This is a genomic window from Streptomyces sp. CA-278952, assembly GCF_028747205.1.
Classification (GTDB): domain Bacteria; phylum Actinomycetota; class Actinomycetes; order Streptomycetales; family Streptomycetaceae; genus Streptomyces.
Map to the genome: position 1 here is coordinate 5,283,559 of NZ_CP112880.1, position 20,166 is coordinate 5,303,724.

At 70.8% G+C, this 20,166-nt stretch carries 15 protein-coding genes, 1 tRNA gene and 1 pseudogene; 7 read left to right on the forward strand and 10 right to left on the reverse strand.

The annotated features are described in order from the left end of the window. Nucleotides 1-105 precede the first annotated feature (105 nt). The 6 genes and pseudogenes from N7925_RS23700 (at nucleotide 106) to N7925_RS23725 (ending at nucleotide 7,830) form a co-directional block, all read left to right on the forward strand. Nucleotides 106-1,104 (forward strand): carbohydrate ABC transporter permease, encoded by a 999-nt coding sequence (locus N7925_RS23700; protein ID WP_265601460.1) that lies wholly within the window; start codon nucleotides 106-108, stop codon nucleotides 1,102-1,104. A gap of 14 nt (nucleotides 1,105-1,118) precedes the next feature. Continuing rightward, a complete protein-coding gene (locus tag N7925_RS23705) occupies nucleotides 1,119-2,039 on the forward strand; it encodes a carbohydrate ABC transporter permease (protein ID WP_265601461.1) in 921 nt (306 codons plus the stop codon). Nucleotides 2,040-2,123: 84 nt separating this feature from the next. Beyond that, nucleotides 2,124-3,593, forward strand: a complete 1,470-nt coding sequence (locus N7925_RS23710; RefSeq protein WP_274345093.1) for a GH1 family beta-glucosidase — start codon at nucleotides 2,124-2,126, stop codon at nucleotides 3,591-3,593. 168 nt (nucleotides 3,594-3,761) lie between these two features. Further along, entirely contained in the window at nucleotides 3,762-4,799 is a 1,038-nt protein-coding gene (locus N7925_RS23715; RefSeq protein WP_265601463.1) for a LacI family DNA-binding transcriptional regulator, read from the forward strand. A gap of 159 nt (nucleotides 4,800-4,958) precedes the next feature. After that, nucleotides 4,959-7,064 (forward strand): TerD family protein, encoded by a 2,106-nt coding sequence (locus N7925_RS23720; RefSeq protein ID WP_274346544.1) that lies wholly within the window; start codon nucleotides 4,959-4,961, stop codon nucleotides 7,062-7,064. Nucleotides 7,065-7,238: 174 nt separating this feature from the next. Then, nucleotides 7,239-7,830 (forward strand): annotated as a pseudogene (locus N7925_RS23725) (lytic polysaccharide monooxygenase auxiliary activity family 9 protein). Between the two features lie 81 nt (nucleotides 7,831-7,911). Here N7925_RS23725 and N7925_RS23730 read toward each other — a convergent pair. The 3 genes from N7925_RS23730 to N7925_RS23740 form a co-directional block, all read right to left on the reverse strand. After that, nucleotides 7,912-7,984, reverse strand: a tRNA-His gene (locus tag N7925_RS23730). A gap of 120 nt (nucleotides 7,985-8,104) precedes the next feature. Next, a complete protein-coding gene (gene orn / locus N7925_RS23735) occupies nucleotides 8,105-8,710 on the reverse strand; it encodes an oligoribonuclease (RefSeq protein ID WP_265601465.1) in 606 nt (201 codons plus the stop codon). A 10-nt stretch (nucleotides 8,711-8,720) separates the two neighbouring features. Next, nucleotides 8,721-9,938 carry a helix-turn-helix domain-containing protein gene (locus N7925_RS23740; RefSeq protein WP_265601466.1) on the reverse strand — a complete coding sequence of 406 codons (1,218 nt, stop codon included), beginning with the start codon at nucleotides 9,936-9,938 and terminating at the stop codon, nucleotides 8,721-8,723. A gap of 1,027 nt (nucleotides 9,939-10,965) precedes the next feature. On the opposite strand from N7925_RS23740, the gene N7925_RS23745 reads away from it, so the two are divergent. Next, the gene (locus N7925_RS23745; RefSeq protein WP_026290787.1) at nucleotides 10,966-11,487 is read left to right on the forward strand and encodes a universal stress protein; all 522 of its coding nucleotides are present in this window, start codon (nucleotides 10,966-10,968) and stop codon (nucleotides 11,485-11,487) included. 135 nt (nucleotides 11,488-11,622) lie between these two features. Here the strand turns inward: N7925_RS23745 and glmS are convergent, their stop codons facing one another. The 7 genes from glmS to N7925_RS23780 all read right to left on the reverse strand — a co-directional run bounded on the left by glmS (nucleotide 11,623) and on the right by N7925_RS23780 (nucleotide 19,959). Continuing rightward, entirely contained in the window at nucleotides 11,623-13,452 is a 1,830-nt protein-coding gene (gene glmS, locus N7925_RS23750) for a glutamine--fructose-6-phosphate transaminase (isomerizing) (protein ID WP_265601468.1), read from the reverse strand. 80 nt (nucleotides 13,453-13,532) lie between these two features. Next, nucleotides 13,533-13,808, reverse strand: a complete 276-nt coding sequence (locus N7925_RS23755; RefSeq protein WP_003968990.1) for a hypothetical protein — start codon at nucleotides 13,806-13,808, stop codon at nucleotides 13,533-13,535. 86 nt (nucleotides 13,809-13,894) lie between these two features. After that, nucleotides 13,895-14,782 (reverse strand): DUF4429 domain-containing protein, encoded by an 888-nt coding sequence (locus N7925_RS23760; protein WP_265601469.1) that lies wholly within the window; start codon nucleotides 14,780-14,782, stop codon nucleotides 13,895-13,897. 111 nt (nucleotides 14,783-14,893) lie between these two features. Further along, nucleotides 14,894-16,672: an IucA/IucC family protein gene (locus tag N7925_RS23765; protein ID WP_274345094.1), complete on the reverse strand. Its 1,779-nt coding sequence runs from the start codon at nucleotides 16,670-16,672 to the stop codon at nucleotides 14,894-14,896. After that, nucleotides 16,669-17,253, reverse strand: a complete 585-nt coding sequence (locus N7925_RS23770) for a GNAT family N-acetyltransferase (RefSeq protein WP_265601471.1) — start codon at nucleotides 17,251-17,253, stop codon at nucleotides 16,669-16,671. Before N7925_RS23770 ends, N7925_RS23765 begins: the two co-directional genes overlap by 4 nt. Continuing rightward, nucleotides 17,250-18,527 (reverse strand): lysine N(6)-hydroxylase/L-ornithine N(5)-oxygenase family protein, encoded by a 1,278-nt coding sequence (locus N7925_RS23775; protein WP_274345095.1) that lies wholly within the window; start codon nucleotides 18,525-18,527, stop codon nucleotides 17,250-17,252. The genes N7925_RS23770 and N7925_RS23775 overlap by 4 nt, the downstream gene beginning before the upstream one ends. Next, nucleotides 18,511-19,959: a pyridoxal phosphate-dependent decarboxylase family protein gene (locus N7925_RS23780; RefSeq protein ID WP_274345096.1), complete on the reverse strand. Its 1,449-nt coding sequence runs from the start codon at nucleotides 19,957-19,959 to the stop codon at nucleotides 18,511-18,513. The genes N7925_RS23775 and N7925_RS23780 overlap by 17 nt, the downstream gene beginning before the upstream one ends. Nucleotides 19,960-20,166 lie beyond the last annotated feature (207 nt).

Sequence of the window (20,166 nt, forward strand, 5' to 3'; positions counted from 1 at the left end):
CCGTCCAGCCGCCCCGCCCGTCCAGCCGCCCCGCCCGTCCAGCCGCCCCGCCCGTCCAGCCGCCCCGGCCGTCCGTCGGCGCACCCAGGGAAGGACTCCCCGCCCGTGGCAACCTCGACCCCCACCCGGGATGCGTACGCGCCCCCGCCCCGTGAACCGAAGAAAGAACCGCCCAGTGAGCGGCGGCAGTTGTGGCGCAGCCGGCTGTGGCGGTTCGACGACAAGGCGTCCCCGTACGCGTACATCGCCCCGTTCTTCCTCGTCTTCGGGGCCTTCGGGCTCTTCCCCCTCCTCTACACCGGCTGGATCGCCCTGCACCGGGTGGAGATGACCGGCCTGGACTCGATGGAGTGGGTGGGCTGGGAGAACTTCGACAAGATCCTGCACGACCCCGAGTTCTGGACCTCGGTCAGCAACACGTTCCTGATCGGCGTCATCTCCACCGTCCCGCAGCTCCTGGTCGCCCTCGGCCTGGCCCACCTCCTCAACTACAAGCTGCGGGCCAGCACGTTCTGGCGCACGGTCATCCTCACCCCGTACGCGACCTCGGTCGCCTCGGCCGCCCTCGTCTTCGCCCTGGTGTTCCGGGCCGACGGCGGACTGCTGAACTGGACGCTCGGCCTCGTCGGCTTCGACCCGGTCAACTGGGCCAACGGGCACTGGACATCGAAGCTCGCCATCTCCATCATCGTGATCTGGCGCTGGACCGGCTACAACGCGCTGATCTACCTCGCCGCGATGCAGGCCGTCCCCAACGACCTCTACGAAGCGGCGTCGTTGGACGGCGCCTCGCGCTGGCAGCAGTTCCGCAAGGTCACCATCCCCTCGCTGCGGCCGACGATCCTGTTCACCATCGTCATCTCCACCATCGGCTCCATGCAGCTCTTCGGCGAGCCGCTGCTGCTGGAGGGCGGCGCGCTGGGCGCCACCGGCGGCAACGAGAACCAGTACGAGACGCTCAGCATCTACCTCTACAACTACGGCTGGAACCTCGGACATCTCGGTCCGGCCGCCGCCGTCGCCTGGGCGATGCTCGCCCTCCTGCTGATCATCGCCGCGGCCAACTGGTTCATCGGCCGATTCGTCCGCAAGTCCGCGGTCTGACCGGGAGCGCCTCCATGACCATGACCAGCCCCACGCACACCGCCCCCGTGAAGCTCGCGCCGGCCCCGAAGGGCAGTGCCCCGCGGCGCCCGAGCCGCTTCCGGATGGGCGCAGGACAGCACATGAAGGGCGGCCCGTTCGCCTACATCGCGCTCGCCGTCGTCGGCTTCGGCTCGCTGCTGCCGCTCTACTGGACCCTGGTCGCGGCCTCCCGCACCCAGGACGAGGTCCTCGCCTCCACCCCGCCGTTCCTCCCGGGCGGCAAGCTGCTGGAGAACGTCCAGACCGCCTGGGAACAGGCCAACCTGGGCAAGGCGATCCTCAACAGCATCATCGTCTCGTCCTCGATCACCCTCGCCACACTCTTCTTCTGCACGCTCGCCGGCTACGCGTTCGCCAAGATGCGCTTCCGGGGCCGCGGCTGGCTGATGACCGCGGTCATCGCCACCCTCACCATCCCGCCGCAGCTCAGCGTCGTCCCGCTGTTCATGATGATGTCCGGCATCGGCTGGGGCGGGCAGCTCGAATCGGTGATCTTCCCGACGCTGGTGAGCGCGTTCGGCGTGTTCTTCATGCGCCAGTACCTGATCGAGGCGCTGCCGTACGAGCTGATCGAGGCGGCCAAGATCGACGGCGCGAACAACCTCCGCATCGTGGTGAGCGTGGTGCTGCCGGTGGCCCGCCCCGCGATGATGGTGCTCGGGATGCTCACCTTCGTCCAGGCGTGGAACGACTTCTTCTGGCCCTACCTCGCCCTCAACCAGCAGAACCCGACCCTTCAGGTGGCCCTCGGCCAGCTCAGCGCCTCGTACACCCCCGACCAGTCCATCGTGATGGCGGGCGCACTGATCAGCACGCTGCCGCTGCTGGTGGTCTTCGTGGTCTTCGGCAAGAAGATCGTCGGCGGGATCATGTCCGGCGCGGTGAAGGGCTGACCCCCCTCCCCTCCCGTCGGCCTCCCGCCGTCCCCTTTCCGACCCCCTTCCTCACCCCCTCACCTTCTCAGGGAGCGCTCCCACATGACAGCCGTCCGACCTGACACGGTCCCGCAGCAGGCCCCCGCCGCCACGGCCCCCTTCCCGACCGGTTTCCTCTGGGGCGCGGCCACCGCCGCGTACCAGGTGGAGGGCGCGGCCGCCGCGCTGGGCCGCACGCCCTCCATCTGGGACACCTTCAGCCACACGCCCGGCCGGACCCTCGGCGGGGACACCGGGGACGTGGCGGCCGACCACTTCCACCGCTACCGCGACGACGTCGCCCTGATGAAGCGCCTCGGGCTCCAGGCGTACCGCTTCTCCGTCTCCTGGTCCCGGGTCCAGCCCACCGGCCGGGGGCCCGCCGTGGAACGGGGTCTCGACTTCTACCGGTCGCTCGTCGACGAGCTGCTTCTCGCCGGCATCAAGCCCGTCGCCACGCTCTACCACTGGGACCTGCCCCAGGAGTTGGAGGACGCGGGCGGCTGGCCCGAGCGCGCGACGGCCGAACGGTTCGCCGACTACGCGGCCATCATGGCCCGCGCCCTGGGCGACCGCGTGGACATGTGGACCACGCTGAACGAGCCCTGGTGCTCGGCCTTCCTCGGTTACGGCTCCGGGGTCCACGCCCCCGGCCGCACCGAACCGGCCGCCGCGCTGCGGGCCGCCCACCATCTCAACCTCGCCCACGGCCGGGCGACCGAGGCGCTGCGCGCCAACCTCCCCGCTGCCGCGCAGACCTCGGTCACCCTCAACCTCCACCAGGTGCGCCCGCTGACCGGCAGCGAGGCGGACGCGGACGCGGCCCGCCGGATCGACGCGGTGGGCAACCGCGTCTTCACCGGCCCGATGCTGAAGGGCGCGTACCCCCAGGACCTGCTGGCCGACACCGAACGCATCGTGAACTGGACCGAGTTGGTCCGGGAGGGCGACCTCGCCGCCATCGCCGCCCCGATCGACGTGCTCGGCGTCAACTACTACACGCCCACCATCGTGAGCGCGTCGCCCTCCGGCGCCGGGGACACCCGCAACGACGGTCACGGCAGCAGCGAGCACTCCCCGTGGCCCGGCTCGGAGCACGTCGCCTTCCACCTCGCCGAGGGCCGGCCGGTCACCGCGATGAACTGGTCGGTCAAGCCCGAGGGCCTGTACGACCTCCTCATGGACGTCTCGCGCGAGCACCCGGACCTGCCGCTGATGGTCACCGAGAACGGCGCGGCCTTCGACGACGCCCCGGACGAGGACGGGCGGGTCCACGACCCGGAGCGGATCGCGTATCTGCGGGGCCACCTGGAGGCGGTACGCCGGGCGGCGGCCGACGGGGCCGACGTGCGGGGCTACTTCCTCTGGTCCCTGATGGACAACTTCGAGTGGGGCTACGGCTATGCGAAGCGCTTCGGCGCGGTCTACATCGACTACGAGACCCAGCGCCGTACGCCGAAGTCCAGCGCCCACTGGTACGGCGACGTGATCGCCCGCCACGCGCTGCCCCCGGTCGCCGGCCCGGACGCCTGACCTGGTGAGAGCGGTGGGCCCGGTCGATCCCGACCGGGCCCACCGCCTTTTCGTCCCACGCTTGGGAGCGCTCCCAATACACTGTCCGTACGCTCGTCGGGGTGATCGGTCCAGGACTTGGATTGACTGTACGGCTGTGAGAAATTGACCGGGAACGGGGAGGCGGCCATGGCGGCAGCGCGAGTACGGAGCGGCGGACGGCCCACGCTCGAAGAGGTGGCGGCACGGGCCGGGGTCGGCCGGGGCACCGCCTCACGGGTCATCAACGGCTCGCCCCGGGTCAGCGACGCGACCCGGCAGGCGGTCGAGGCGGCCGTGGCCGACCTGGGGTACGTCCCCAACCGGGCCGCCCGGGCCCTGGCGGGCAACCGCACCGACGCCATCGCGCTGGTGGTGCCCGAGCCGGAGACCCGCTTCTTCGCCGAGCCGTACTTCTCCGCGATAGTGCGCGGCGTCGGCGCGGCTCTGGCCGACACCGAGATGCAGCTGCTCCTCACCCTCGTCGGCAACGACCGCGAGCGCCGCCGGCTCGCCCAGTACCTCACCGCCCACCGCGTCGACGGGGTACTCCTGGTCGCCGTGCACGCCGACGACCCGCTGCCGGAGCTCCTGGAGCAGCTGGGCATGCCCTGCGTGATCAGCGGCGCCCGGCACGCGGCCGAGACGCTGCCCTCGGTCGACTCGGACAACTTCGGGGGCGCGCGGGCCGCCGTCGAGCACCTGGTCTCCCGGGGCTGCCGCCAGGTGGCCACGATCACCGGCCGCCTGGAGGTCTACGGCGCCCAGCGCCGCCTGGACGGCTACCGCGCGGCGGTCTCCGCCGCCGGCCTGGCCCCCGACGAGCGCCTCATCGCCCCCGCCGACTTCACCGAGGAGGGCGGCGCGCGGGCCATGCGCGACCTCCTGGCCCGCCGCCCCGGTCTCGACGCGGTGTTCGTCGCCTCCGACGTGATGGCCGCCGGCGCCCGCCAGGTCCTGCGGGAGGCGGACCGCCGCATTCCCGAGGACGTGGCGCTGATCGGCTTCGACGACTCGGTGGTCGCCCGCCACATGCACCCGGCCCTCACCAGCGTTCGCCAGCCCATCGAGGAGATGGGCCGCCGCATGACGCAGCTCCTCCTGGACGAGATCGCGGGCCGGACCCCGGGCGGCGAGCGTCCTTCGGTGGTACTGCCCACGGAGCTGGTGGTCCGCGACTCGTCGTGACCGTCCCGACTCGTCATTTCACCAGTTCTTCACGCGCCCTCGCTCCGACGGCTAATGTTCGCGGAGTACGGCGATTGTGTGACGCACCACACACGTCACACGGTGGGCTGTCGGGGTGCGTTCCGGGCGGCTGTGCATCTGGGGGGCCTCGTGCACGAGATGGTCAAGGGCGCCAACGTCGGTCTGGCGACGCTGAGCGAGGACGTCGGCTCGGTGATGGTGAGCCTGGGGTGGAGCAGCGCCACGGGCGAAGGCGACGCCGACGTCTCCGTACTTCTGCTGGACGGTGACGGCAAGGTCCGCAGCGACGTCGACTTCTGCTTCTACAACAACCCCGTGGCCGGCGACGGGAGTGTGCAACTGCTCGGCAAGACGCCCACGGCCGACGGCAGCGAGGACCGCATCAGTTTCGACCTCGACGCCGTCCCGCAGGAGATCGAGAAGGTCGTCGTCGCCGCCAGCCGTTACGCCGGCTCCCGTTTCGGCGAGCTGGAGGACCTCCGCCTCACCCTCGCGGACAGCGCGGGCGACGGCCTGGTCCGGTTCGCCGTGGAGGGGGCCGACGAGGTCAGCGCGGTGATCTTCGGCGAGCTGTACCGGCGTTCGGGGGAGTGGAAGTTCCGCGCCGTCGGCCAGGGGTACGCATCGGGTCTCGCCGGGCTGGCCACCGACTACGGCGTCGACATCGACGACGACGCGGAGCAGGAAGAGCCGGAGCGGGAGGGGCCGGCGCGGGAAGGGCCCGAGCAGGAGGGGCCGGAGCGGGAAGGGCCCGAGCGGGAAGGGCCCGAGCAGAAGGGGCCCGGCCAGGACGCACCCGAGACGCCCGCGCGGGTTCCCGCCCAGGCCCGGGGAGCCGGCCCGGGCGATCCGGCCGACCCGGTGGCGCCTGCGGCCCCCGCCGCACCACGAGCGGCTGCCGAGCCGGAGCCCGCCGACCCCGCACCCGGGCCGAAGCCCGCCCGCCGCCCCCGTACGGCGAAGAAGAAGGTCACGCTTCCTCGTACGGCCAAGAAGTCGCTCGCCGACAACGACACCTGGCGTACCGCCCGGCTGTTCCCGGTGTCGGCGCTCAAGAGCGACCGCGAGCGCGAGACGCGCGCCACCTCCGTCGTGCTGTCGGTGATGGCCCAGGTGCCGGAGTTCGGCCGCCGGCTCACCGCCGGGTTCGGCGCACCGGCCGGCCGGATGGAGACGTTCACCGAGGTGACCCTGCCGCACGGGGAATCGCCGCGCCGCCCGGACGGTGTGGTCCGGGTGGAACGGGCGGGCAAGCTGTGGACCGCACTCGTCGAGACCAAGACCAACGGGAACGCGCTCAAGCCCGACCAGGTGCAGGCGTACATGGACATCGCCGCCCGGCGCGGGTACGAGGCGGTGATCACCCTGTCCAACGACGTCGCGCTCGAAGGCAGCCCGCTCGTCGACGTGCGGATCGACCGACGGCGCAAGCACAAGGTGGCGCTCTGGCACCTGTCCTGGGCCGAAGTCGTGCACCAGGCGCAGATGCTGATCCGCCACGAGGGGGTCGGCAACGCGGCGCACGCCTGGCTGCTCCAGGAACTCCTCCAGTACCTCCAGCACGAGAACTCCGGCTGCCACGGTTTCCAGAACATGGGCGCGGCCTGGGTCCCGGTGCGCCGGGGCATCGACGACGAGACCCTGTGCCGGGGCGATGCCCGGGCCCTGGAGGTCATCGAGAACTGGGAGCGGCTGGTGCGGCAGGTCTGTCTGCGGCTGGGCGGTGAGCTGGGGCAGAAGGTCCTGCCGGTCCAGCGCGCGCGGCGCGGCTCCGATCCGAGCGCCCGCCGCAGCGAGCTGGCCGACCACCTCTGCGAGGAGGGGAGGCTCGGCGCCGAGATCCGCATCGAGGGCACACCGGGCGTCCTGGCCATCAGCGCAGACCTGCGCACCGGCAAGCTCCGTACGTCCATCGAGGTCCCCGCCGCTGAGCCGGGCTATCCCCTCAGCCGGGCCAAGCGGCTGGTCCGGCGACTCTCCGAGGCCCCCGCCGATCTGCACATCGAGACGCTCGTCGACGGCGAGGGCGCCGGCCCCCGGGGCACCCTGGAGCGCCTGCGCCCGGAGCCCGCCGACATCCTTCCGAGGGACGGGGCGCAGATCACCGGCTTCCGGCTCTCGTTGTTCAAGGGCATGGGCAACGGCCGAGGCAGTGCCGAGACCGGCTTCATCCGCAGCGTCGACGAGGCGGTGGACCGCTTCCATGCCCAGGTCGTCGCCCACCTGGAGGCGTCGGCGCCCTGACGTCGGGCCCGGAACGAGCAGGTCGGCCCCGGTCCTCGAACCGGGGCCTTTCAGTGGTATGGACATGACCAAAAGACAGGACTAGCCTCCGTCTTGGTCTAGACCAGGACGCGGTGAGCCGCCGCGCCCGGTCCATCTGTCCGCAAGCTCCACCCCTCACCCCAGGAGCACCACATGCGCAGAAAGATCACCTCCTTACTCCTCGGACTCGGCCATCGCCGGGGTCTCCCTGCTGGCCACCTCCGGCAGCGCGCAGGGCCACGGGTACACCGACTCGCCGGTCAGCCGGCAGCAGCTCTGCGGCAACGGCACCGTCCGCGGCTGCGGGCAGATCCAGTGGGAGCCGCCGAGCGTCGAGGGCCCCAAGGGCTTCCCGGCGCGCGGTCCCCGCGACGGTCTGATCTGCGCCGGGGGCAACCAGCGGTTCGCCGAGCTGGACGACCCGCGCGGCGGAGCCTGGCCCGCGTCCGACGTGAGCGCCGGGGCGAGCCACACCTTCCGCTGGCGGATCACCGCCCGGCACGCCACGACCGACTTCCGGTACTACGTCACCAAGGACGGCTACGACCCGTCGAAGCCCCTGACCCGGGCCGACCTGGACCCGCAGCCGTTCCTCACCGTGCCGTTCGGCGGGCGGCAGCCCGGGGCGACGGTCACGCACGCGGGCAACCTGCCGCAGAAGTCGGGCAAGCACCTGATCCTCGGCGTCTGGACCATCGCGGACACCGGCAACGCCTTCTACGCCTGCTCCGACGTCACCTTCTGAGCAGGCCGGCGACCGGGCGGCACACCGCCCCGCACCCCATGAAGAAGGGCCCCGGTCCGAAGACCGGGGCCCTTCCCTCAGGGTGAGTAACGGGACTTGAACCCGCGACATCCTGGACCACAACCAGGTGCTCTGCCAGCTGAGCTATACCCACCATGTCGCCCGGTCGTTTCCGACCGGCCGAGAAAAAGTGTACAGGGTCCGGGAGGGTGCTCGCGCCCCCGTTTCCCGGGGCCGGTCCACGGGCGCTTTCGCGCCCGTGACCAGCGGCTTCCTACGGTGCGGCCGGAGCCGACCAGCGCGCCGCAATCTCCTTGGCGCGCTCGGAGTCCGGGCCGGGCTGCGGCACGAAGACCGCCTCCCGGTAGTAGCGGAGCTCCGTGATGGAGTCACGGATGTCCGCCAGCGCCCGGTGGTTGCCGTTCTTGGCCGGGCTGTTGAAGTACGCCCGGGGATACCAGCGCCGGGCCAGCTCCTTGACCGAGGACACGTCCACGATCCGGTAGTGGAGGTAGCCCTCCAGCTTGCGCATGTCCCGCGCCAGGAACCCCCGGTCGGTACCGACCGAGTTTCCGCAGAGCGGGGCCTTGCCGGGCTCCTTCACCTGCTCACGGACGTAGGCCAGGACCTGCTCCTCGGCGTCCGCCAGGGTGGTACCCCCGGCCAGCTCGTCGAGGAGGCCCGAGGCGGTGTGCATCTGCCGCACCACCTCGGGCATGGTCTCCAGGGCCGCGTCCGGCGGGCGGATCACGATGTCCACCCCTTCGCCGAGCACGTTCAGCTCCGAGTCGGTGACCAGGGCGGCCACCTCGATGAGTGCGTCGTCCGTCAACGAGAGCCCGGTCATCTCGCAGTCGATCCACACCATGCGGTCGTTCATGCGCCCCACCCTACGGGGCGCTCCGCTGCCCCGGCAGGGCCGGGCGTCCGGGAACGTACGCGTCAGGGCCCGGCAGGGACAGCTCCCCGGACCCCACCGACGCCGCCACGGCGACGGCCGCGGAGGACAGGGACGAGCCCCGGCGTCCGGACGGTGGCCCCTGGCTGGGCACCATCGTCTCGACCACCGTCGCGGCGCTCTCCGCCACCCCCTGCGGACGACGGGCCCGGTAGGCGGCCCGGTACGCGGCGGGGGAGGAGCCGAGCTGGCGGCGGAAGTGCCCGCGCAGCGCGACCGGGGAGCGGAAGCCGCAGCGGCCGGCGACCTCGTCGACCGAGTAGTCGGAGGTCTCCAGCAGCCGCTGGGCCTGGAGCACCCGCTGGGTGATCAGCCACTGCAGCGGTGCGCTGCCGGTGAGCGAACGGAACCTGCGGTCGAAGGTCCGTCTGCTCATGTAGGCGCGTGCGGCGAGCGTCTCCACGTCGAACTGCTCGTGCAGATGCTCCAGGGCCCAGGCCACGACCTCGGCGAGCGGGTCGGAGCCGATCTCCTCCGGTAAAGACCTGTCCAGGTAGCGCTCCTGCCCGCCACTGCGCCGCGGCGGCACGACGAGCCGGCGGGCGAGTGCCCCCGCGGCTTCCGTGCCGTGGTCGGTGCGGACTATATGGAGGCAGAGATCGATCCCGGCGGCCGTGCCGGCGGAAGTGAGCACATCCCCGTCGTCCACGAACAGCTCGCGCGGATCGACGTGCACCGACGGATAGCGCTTGGCCAGCGTCGGCGCGTACATCCAGTGCGTGGTGGCCGGCCGGCCGTCCAGCAGGCCGGCGGCCGCGAGCACGAAGGCTCCCGTGCACAGACCGACGATGCGGGCGCCCTCCTCGTGGGCGCGCCGCAGCGCGTCCAGTGCCTCGGCGGGCGGCGGCGAGGTGATCGACCGCCAGGCGGGCACCACCACGGTGCCGGCTCTGCTGATCGCCTCCAGGCCGTACGGCGCGGTGAGTTCGAGCCCACCGGTGGTGCGCAGCGGTCCTTCCTCGCCGCCGCAGACCAGCAGGCGGTAGCGGGGAACTCCCGCGTCCTGCCGGTCGATTCCGAAAACGGAGAGCGGGATGGAGCTCTCGAAGATAGGGCCGCCGCTGAACAGCAGCACGGCAACGACTTCCCGGCGTCGCCGCCCGGTCAGCTTGCGTGCGGCCTCCGTCGCGGCGGCGGAGTCCTGGCTCATGACGCTAAGCCCCCCTCGGTGTTCGCGTCTCCCTGGTCCTTACGGGCCTGTCGCTCCTGCACGTTTCCCCTCGGTGTCGCACGTGTCCCCAGTCTCCGATTTCCAAGATCGAATCTACTGCGTCGCGTGGTCCCGCCGTGACACCTTCCCCCACCACCTCAATGTCGATAAGGAAACGTGGCGTGAAGCGTTCGATCACGAAGCGTTTCACTCGCGAAGCGCCCAGGGAAGTGCGCTTCGACAACGTGGCCCGTCCGCGTCGGGTGAAAGCGTACCGCGCGGTCCGTTCCTGCCTGGTGGGCGGTGGGGTGTCCGGCCATCCCGAGAAGGGTTCGACACCCAGGTGAAGTTGGCTTGAAACTATCGGTTGCGTGTGCTGTATCCGGTCACGCCGGGCGCACAACCGCCGCCTGACGACCGCGCCGGTGCGCTCCCTCGCCGCCGTGAACCATGGCGTGTTCGGACCGCCGCGGAGGGGCCGGACCGGCCGATGCGGCGGGGACGGGACCGAGGTTCCGCAGAGCCGGATTACCGACCGATGGGCCGTGGGGCACGAGAACCGCGGGTGTCGGGCGTCGGCCGGGGGCGGTCCGGCGGGCCCGGCCGGCCCCCGGTCGGGGCGTCGTCGCCGGGTTCGGCTCGAACGGCGATCGCGTAGGGCTCGCCAGGGCGTCATGTCCCGGGGTGACGGCCCGGTGGCGGTGTGGCCAACAGGGACCGGGTGAGGGCCTCGCCGCCGGATCCGCCGGGTGACCTCCGGTCGTCGCGAAAAACAGGACGGCCGACGGTGTTCGCCCCCTCCGAGGCCCGTGTACGACACAACCGGCATTGCCATCGCGGACGGGCTCGGGCATGCTCCCTCCAGCGTCGCGCACGCTTTTGCGGGGGTCTGGGCGGTGCAGGAGTGACGCCGTACCCTTGGGGGTATGGGGTTGGGAAGATGATTCCCGGACAGAGCTTCACCACCAGCTGATGCACCTCTCGAAACCGTTCCCTCCTCACGAGGACTCTCTTCGCCGAGACACCGATGGCCGGTCACGAAATCCCTGAACCCAAAGACCGCAAGCCGGTAGCCGACCCAGGGTCGGAGCCGCGGACGGTCGAAGAAGCACGCCATGCGTGCGATCCCGCCTTCCGGCACGGAGTCGTGGTCGGTTTCGACGGCTCCACGTCGAGCGAGCGGGCCCTCGCCTATGCCATCGGCATGGCCGGCCGATCGGGCTCCGGCCTGATCATCGTCCACGTCGCCAACCGGTTGCCGACCACGGTCTGGGCGGGCTGCGAGCCCCCCGTCTTCGTCGATGTCCCCGATCACCGCACCGAGGTCCTCGGCCTGGAGCTGGCCTGCGCGGACTACCTCTCCGAGGTGCCCTGGGTGCTCGTCGAGCGCGGGGGCGACATCTGCCACGAACTGGAGGAGGTCGGCCGGGAGTACGCCGCCGACGCCATCGTCGTGGGCTCCACGCACGGCATCGTCGGCCGGATCTTCGGGTCGGTGGCCGGCCGCCTCGCCCGCCGGGCGCAACGCCCCGTCATCGTCATTCCCTGACCTTGAGGGGCCCCGAGACTCCCCGAAGGCCGCCCCGCGCTTCCTGAGGGCCCGCCAGAAGGCCCTGTAACGGCACGCGTTGGGCCCCGTACCGTCTTCGCGACGGTACGGGGCCCAAAGTCTGTGCACGGCCGTCTACTCGACTGTCACGGACTTCGCCAGGTTGCGCGGCTTGTCGATGTCGCGGCCCATCGCGAGGGCCGTGTGGTACGCGAACAGCTGGAGCGGGATGCCCATGAGGATCGGGTCCAGCTCGTTCTCGTTCTTCGGCACGACGATGGTGTGGTCGGCCTTCTCCTGCACCTGGTGGGCCACGGCGAGGATGCGGCCGCTGCGGGCCTTGATCTCCTCCATCGCGGCGCGGTTCTTCTCCAGCAGGTCGTCGTCCGGCACGATCGCCACGGTCGGCATCGCGGGCTCGATCAGCGCGAGCGGGCCGTGCTTCAGCTCGGAGGCCGGGTAGGCCTCGGCGTGGATGTACGAGACCTCCTTCAGCTTCAGGGAGGCCTCGCGGGCCACCGGGTAGCCGCGCACCCGGCCGATGAACATCATCGACTTGGCGCCCGCGTACTCCGCCGCGAGCCGCTTGATCTCGTCCTCGTTGGCCAGGATCTCGCTGATCTGCTCCGGCAGCCTGCGCAGCCCGTCGATGATCCGCTTGCCGTCCGCGACCGACAGGTCGCGGATCCGGCCCAGGTGCAGGGCGAGCAGCGCGAAGGCGACCACGGTGTTGGTGAAGCACTTGGTGGAGACCACGCAGACCTCCGGGCCGGCGTGGACGTACGTACCGCCGTCGGCCTCACGGGCGATGGCGGAGCCGACCACGTTGACCACGCCGAGGACCCGGGCGCCCTTGCGCTTCAGCTCCTGGACGGCGGCCAGCACGTCGTACGTCTCGCCCGACTGGGAGACCGCGACGTACAGGGTGTCGGGGTCCACGACCGGGTTGCGGTAGCGGAACTCGGAGGCCGGCTCGGCGTCGGCGGGGATGCGGGCGAGCTCCTCGATCAGCTGGGCGCCGATCTGACCCGCGTGGTAGGAGGTGCCGCAGCCGAGGATCTTGATCCGGCGCACCCCGCGCGCCTCGCGGGCGTCCAGGTTGAGCCCGCCCAGGTGCACGGTGGAGAACCGGTCGTCGATCCGGCCGCGCAGGACGCGGTCCACGGCGTCGGCCTGCTCCGAGATCTCCTTGTGCATGTACGTGTCGTGGCCGCCCATGTCGTACGACTCGGCCTCCCACTCCACGGTGGTCGGCGTGGCCGTCGTGGTCGAGCCCTCCGTGGTGTACGTACGGAAGTCGTCGGCCTTCAGGGTGGCCATCTCACCGTCGTCCAGCGTGACGACCTGGCGGGTGTGGGCGACCAGGGCGGCGACGTCGGAGGCGACGAACATCTCCTTCTCGCCGATGCCGAGGACGACCGGGGAGCCGTTGCGGGCGACCACGATGCGGTCGGTGAAGTCGGCGTGCAGCACGGCGATGCCGTAGGTGCCCTCGACGTGGCGCAGCGCCTCGCGGACCTTCTCCTCCAGGGTCTCGGCCTGGGCGCGGGCGATCAGGTGGACCAGCACCTCGGTGTCGGTCTCGGAGAGGAAGACGATGCCGTCGGCGGTGAGCTTGGCGCGCAGCTCGGAGGCGTTGTCGATGATCCCGTTGTGGACGACGGCGACCTTGTTCTCCGCGTCCATGTGCGGGTGGGCGTTCTCGTCGCTCGGCGCGCCGTGGGTGGCCCAGCGGGTGTGGGCGATGCCGGTGGTGCCGGCGAAGCGCTTGGGGACCTTGGCCTCCAGCTCGCGGACCCGGCCCTTGGCCTTGACCATCTTCAGCGCGCCCGGCTTGCCCGCCGCGGCCTTGCCGGTGATGACGATGCCCGCGGAGTCGTACCCCCGGTACTCCAGCCGCTGCAGGCCTTCCAGCAGCAGCGGAGCGACGTCACGCCTACCGATGTATCCGACGATCCCGCACATGTGTTCTCTGCCCCTCCATCGACGTACACGCATTCCCGTTCGGCGCCCCGCACGGGCGCCCGGTTGCCGGCCGAGGCCGGTCAGCCGTAGACGATGCGGCGCAGCTGGCGGAGCGAGAGCTCCGGCGGCGCCACGGCGCGGTGCGGCAGCTCGGCCGCGATCCGCTCGAAGATCTCCGTGTTGACCAGGCCGCCGGACTGCAGTTCGCGGTGGCGGCGCCGGACGAAGTCGTCGGTGCTCTCGTCGAAGTACGCCAGCACGTCGAGGATCACCCGGGCCGCCTCACCGCGCTGGAGCGCGGTGGAGCGTACGAGGTGATCGATGAGGTCGTCGTGAGACGAGCGGCGTTCAAGCACTCGTCGATATTGCTTGCCGGGGCGCGCTTATGCAAGAAATCTGCCCGGTATCGGGCAGGAGGGGCGGGAAAGACGGTCCGATCGCGTTACATGCTGCGCAGAACGGCCTGCTTCGCGGCGCTGAACTCCTCGTCGGTGAGCACTCCGGCCCGGTGCAGCTCGCCCAGCTCCCGCAGCCGTCGCAGCAACGCGTCGTGGTCGCCGGCGGGCGGGGCGGCGGGGGCCGGCTCGGCCGCCCGGGCCAGGGCCGGGGCTGCCTCCGGGGCGGCCGCCGCCGCACGGGCCCCGGGCAGCCGCATCAGCACCGCCGCGGCGACCAGGACCGCCGTGTGCTCCTTCTTGGAGATCCCCCACAGGTCCAGGGCGTACGTGTCGTACTTCGGCGGGGCCGAGACGGGCCCCTCGACCGGCTCGAAGCGCAGATAGCCGTTTTCCAGGCCGATCGACGGCATCCACCGCACGCCCGCGATCCGCGACAGCGGGAAGGTGGTCGGACCCCCGGCGGTCTTGGACTCCTCGGCCTTCCAGTTCCAGGTCAGCCGGACGCTCTCGCCGTCGAAGGACGCCGTCCCGTCGCCGCCCCCGCCGGAGACGGGCAGCGCGGGGCCCGGCAGCAGGAAGCGGTCCACGGGGCCGTCCGGCACCTGCTCGATCAGCAGGGCGTTGCGGAGCTCGTCGACGAAGTACTCCGCGACCCCCGTGCGGTCCTTCTCCACGGTCAGTACGTAGGGGTCGGCGCCGTCCTTGAGCCGGCCGTCGGCGGCCCGCAGCACCGGGCAGGCCCCGCCGCGCAGCCGCAGCCGCAGCCGTCCGCCCTTGCGGTCCGGTTCGAACGAGACGCCCGCCACCGCTTGCACGGGCACGGCTATCTCACCCAGCTCCTGCCGGACCGGGTGCGCCTTTCCCCCCGGCACGATGCGCACGGTGTCCCCGTCGAACGTCCACGTTCCGTCCCGCTGGATGATTTCTGCCATGCCCGTGATTCTGCCAGCCCGCCTCCGGGCCGGGCCGGAGAAGGTGAGCGCCCGGGGGACCGTCCCCGGGCGCTCACCGGTCGGGTGGCCGCCGCGGCCCGGCGGCCGGGCTCAGAACCCGGCGATCGGGTTCTTCAGGCGACCCACCAACTGGAGCCCCCCGGCGGGGTCGTTGAGGTCGACCATCTGCTGGTTGTCGCGCAGCTGGAGGCGGTTGAGGCAGGAGAGTGCGAAGTCCGCCGCGAACAGGTCGTAACTCCGGAACTTCTCCGCGAGGTACGGCACCGATCCCTGGTAGTCGCGCACACAGGCGGCGACCGTCCGCCAGAAGGTGTCCTCGTCCAGGACGCCCTCGGTGTCCAGGCCCGCGCCCAGGAAGCGGAAGAAGCAGTCGAAGACGTCGGTGAGGACCGACAGCGCCTTCATCTCCTCGGGAACCTCGACCCGGACTCGCTCGACCTGCGGCGGCAGCACCGCGTCCGGGTCCATCACCGCGATCTCCTCGGCGATGTCCTTGAAGATCGTGCGGGTGACGACACCGTCCTCCACGACCAGGATCACGTTCTCGCCGTGCGGCATGTAGACGAGGTCGTAGGCGTAGAAGCTGTGCAGCACCGGCACCAGATAGGCGTCCAGGTAGCGCCGCAGCCACACCCGCGGGTCCAGGCCCGACTCGGCGATCAGCGCCCCGGCCACCGAACCGCCCTCGTGGTCGGTGTGGAGCAGCGAGGCCATCGTCGCGACCCGCTCGCCGGACCGGAGGCCCGGCACGGGACTCTCGCGCCACAGGGCGGCCAGCATCTTCCGGTACGGGGAGCCCTTGACGGTGGCCGCCTCGTAGGACCGGTGGTGGTAGCCGATCGCGGCCCGCTCCCGGATGATCGAGAACCCGACGCCGCGCAGCAGGTCGTCGCGCTCGATCAGACCGGCCAGCCAGTCGTTGATCGCGGGAGTGGCCTCCATGTACGCGGCGGACAGACCGCGCATGAAGCCCATGTTCAGGACCGACAGCGCCGTCTTGACGTAGTGCTTCTCCGGGTGGTCGGTGTTGAAGAACGTGCGGATCGACTGCTGGGCGAGATACCTGTCCTCACCCTCGCCGAGCACCACCAGATGCCGCGCCGCCAGCTCTCCGGCGAAGCTGACCGCGAGCTTGTTCCACCACTGCCAGGGATGGACGGGCAGCAGGAAGTAGTCGCCCGGGTCGAGGCCCAGCCCGCGCAGTGTGCCGTCGAACCGCTCCCGGGTCGCCTCGCTCAGCTCGTCCTTGACCAGCGCGTCGTGGTCGAGGCCGGCACTCGCGGTGAAGGTGGCGCGGTCCCGGTGGGCGGCCAGCCAGACGAGCCGGATCTCCGAGGCCGCCTCGGGGGCGTACGCCCGGTACTCGTCCACGCCGAAGCCGAGTCGCCCGTTGTTGGCGACGAAGCACGGGTGGCCCTCGGTCATCCCGGTCTCGATGGCCTGGAAGCCGGCGGCGACGAGCTGGCCGGAGGACACCGGTTCCTTGGTGAGTTTGTAGGCGGTTCCGGCCAGAGTGGAGGAGACCTCCTCCAGGTAGACCGGCAGCACCTCTGCGGAGATCCCGAGGGTGTTCCGCAGCTCTATGATGAACTCCAGTGTATCCAGGGGGAGTTCGGAGCCATGCCGGTGCCGGGTGATGGTCCCGGCGTCGATCTGCCAGTGGTCCAGGGCGAAGAGGCGCGCGGAGAAACGGTACTCGGTGGAGGCGTCGTCGCTACGGACGGTGTAGCGGCCGTCGCCGAGCGGTGTGGGGGCCAGCAGCCGTTCATGGCTGAATTCCGCCAGCGCTTTGCGTACCAGCAGTCGGTTTGCGGTGGCCCAGCGCTCCGGAGAGAGGTGGGCGACGCTGTCGGTGAGGGCGGTCGTCATCGGTCGTTACCTCCGGTTGCTGCTTCGAACTGCGCACGGGTGCAGGCGCTGAGCAGGGCGTCTTTCTCCGGTTTGGCGATCTCGCGGAGCACCTCGAAGCCGACGGCCTTGTTGAGGGCCTGCACGGCGCTGTTGGTGACGTCGGGCTCGACGACGACCCGGCGCACCGAAGGGTCGGCGAACAGGAAATCCATCACGGCGGTGATCACGGCCCGGGTGAAGCCGTGTACCGGGGTGTCGGTGGGGGCGACCAGAAAGTGCATCCCGATGTCGCCGGGCTCCGCCTCGTACAGCCCCTTCAGCTCGACCTCGGTGGGGTCGTAGCGCTCGATCAGGAAGGCGGGCGCGCCGTCGTGCAGCCCGATGAACGCGTCGTGGTGCGGGTGGGCGGCGATGGACCGGTACTCGCGTTCCACGTCCGCGAGTCCGGCGTCGCCCATCAGCCAGAACGCGGCCTTGGGGTGGGTCACCCAGCCGTGCACCAGTCCCGCGTCGGCGGCGGGGTCCAGCGGGCGGACGGCGAAGGCGCCGAGTCCGTGGGGGCGGGGTTGGTCGGGGCGGCGTCCGTCGGGGCGGCTCATACGGCGAACTCCTGGAAGGCGATGGACTTCTCGACCGGGTAGACCTCGCGGCCGAGCAGCTCGCCGATGATGTACGCGTTGCGGTAGGCGCCCATGCCGAGGTCGGGCGAGGTGATCGAGTGGGTGTGCACCGAGGCGTTCTGGAGGAAGACCCCGCGCCCGGTGGTGTCGATGCTGTAGTTGCGGGCCACGTCGAAGCGGCCCCGGCTGTCGTGGCGCAGCCGCCCGGTGACGGGCGCGAGGAAGGCGGGCGCTTCGTACCGGTAACCGGTGGCGAGGATCAGGCCCTCGGTGGTGAGCCCGTACTCCTTGCCCTGCTCCTCCTGGCGCAGCCCCAGGCTGTACGCGCCGCCCTCCGCGTCGTAACGCGCGCTGACGAGTGCCGAGTTGGTCAGCAGTCTGGTGGGCGCGGGTCCGGCGATGTTCTTCTGGTAGAGCAGGTCGAAGATCGCGTCGATCAGCTCCCCGTCGATGCCCTTGAACAGCCCCTTCTGACTGGTCTCCAGCCGGTAGCGGGTCTCCTCGGGCAGCGCGTGGAAGTAGTCGATGTACTCCGGGGAGGTCATCTCCAGCGTCAGCTTGGTGTACTCCAGCGGGAAGAACCGCGGGGAGCGGGTGACCCAGTTGAGCCGGTAGCCGTACGTGTCGATCTCGGAGAGCAGGTCGTAGTAGATCTCCGCCGCGCTCTGCCCGCTGCCGACCAGGGTGATCGACTTCTTCTTCTGGAGGTCGGCTTTACCCGCCAGATAGCGGGAGTTGTGCAGGAAGTCCCCGCCGAGCCCCTGACAGGCCTCCGGGATGTGTGGCGGCGTACCGGTGCCGAGGACCAGGTGCCGGGAGCGGAACAGCTCGCCGGAGGCGGTGCGCACGGTGTAGAGCCCGGGGCCTTCGTCGTACGTCACCGTCTCGACGGTCTCGCCGAACCGGATGCTGCTCAGCTTCGCGGCGGCCCAGCGGCAGTAGTCGTTGTACTCGGTCCGCAGCGGGTAGAAGTTCTCCCGGATGTAGAAGGAGTAGAGCCGGCCGCGCTCCTTGAGGTAGTTCAGGAAGGAGTACGGCGAGGTCGGGTCGGCCATCGTGACCAGGTCCGACATGAACGGCGTCTGGAGATGGGCCCCTTCGAGGAACATCCCGGCGTGCCACTCGAAGTCCGGCTTGGACTCCAGGAAGACGCCGTTCAGCTCGTCGATCGGCTCGGTCAGGCAGGCCAGGCCGAGGTTGAACGGGCCGAGCCCGATCCCGATGAAGTCGTGGGGTTCAGGAAGCGCGGTCAAGGGAGTCTCCCAGGTACTTCTCGGCGTGGCCGGAGATCAGATCGAGGACCGCGGCGATGTCGTGCACGGTCGTCTCGGGGTTGAGCAGGGTGAACTTCAGGTACTGGCGCTCGCCCACCTTGGTGCCCGCGACGACGGCCTCCCCGGAGGCGAACAGCGCCTTGCGGGCATGGAGGTTGGCGCGGTCGACCTCCTCGGGGGCGGTGACACCGGCCGGGATGTAGCGGAAGACGAGCGTGGAGAGCCGCGGCTCGACGACCACGTCGAAGCGCGGATCGGCGGCGAGCATTCGCCACCCCTCGGCGGCCAGGTCGCAGACCTCGTCGAACAGTTCCCCGATGCCGTCCGCGCCCATGACGCGCAACGTCATCCACAGCTTGAGCGCGTCGAACCGGCGGGTCGTCTGGAGGGACTTGTCGACCTGGTTGGGTATCCGCTCCTCGGCCATCCGGCGCGGGTTCAGATACTCCGCGTGGTACGTCGCGTGCCGCAGGGTCGCCCGGTCGCGCACCAACACCGCCGATGAACTCACCGGCTGGAAAAAGGACTTGTGGTAATCCACGGTGACCGAGTCGGCGCGCTCGATGCCTTCGAGCAGCCCGCCCCGCGCACGGGAGGCGAGCAGCCCGCAGCCGTACGCGGCGTCCACGTGCATCCAGACGGCGAACTGCTCGCAGAGCGCGGCGATCTCGGGCAGCGGGTCGATGGAGCCGAAGTCCGTGGTGCCGGCGGTCGCGACGACGGCCATCGGGACGGCACCCTCGGCGACACAGCGCTCCAGGGCGCGGGCGAGGGCCACGGTCCGCATCCGCTTGTCGCGGTCGACGGGGACGGAGACGACGGCGTCCGGTCCGAGGCCGAGGAGCCTCGCGGACTTCTGCACGCTGAAGTGGCTGCACTCGGAGGTGAGGATGCGCAGCCGGGTGAAGTGCTCCGGACGGATCTTCGCCTCCTCCCGCGCCAGCAGCAGGGCCTGGAGGTTGGACTGCGTACCGCCGCTGGTGAAGATGCCGTCGGCGGCCGGTCCGAGCCCGATCCGCTCGGTGGTCCAGTCGATCAGCCGGCGCTCGATGAGGGTGCCGCCCGCGCTCTGGTCCCAGGTGTCCAGGGAGGAGTTGATCGCGGAGAGCACGGCCTCGCCGAGCAGGGCGGGTATGACGACCGGACAGTTGAGGTGGCCCAGATAGCGGGGGTGGTGGAAGTAGACGGCGTCGCGGAGGTAGACCTCACCGAGCTCGTCGAGGGCGGCGGCGGCGTCGCCCAGCGGCCGGTCGAGGTCGATCGCGTCGACGACGGGGGAGAGCTCATCAACACTGACCCCGCTGAAGGGGCGCTCGGTGGCGGCGAGCGTGGCGGCGACCCGTTCCACTCCTGCGGAGACGGTGTGCCGATAGTGCTCCGCGGTCGTGTTGTTGAGCAGGTGCGAACGCATGGAGGGGTCCTCCCGGGTGAGGGGAACTTCATCGCGGCCCTCCGGGCAGGAAGGGGGGACGAGGGCGCGATACCGAAGTAAGGGGAGCCTAACCTAACCCGAGAGTGACCGCTCCCCTCACCCCCCTCACCTCCCCTCGCCCCCTTCATTCCCCCTTCGAGGGCCCCGAGGCGACGCCCGCAGCCAACCCCGCGCAAACGGCCGCCG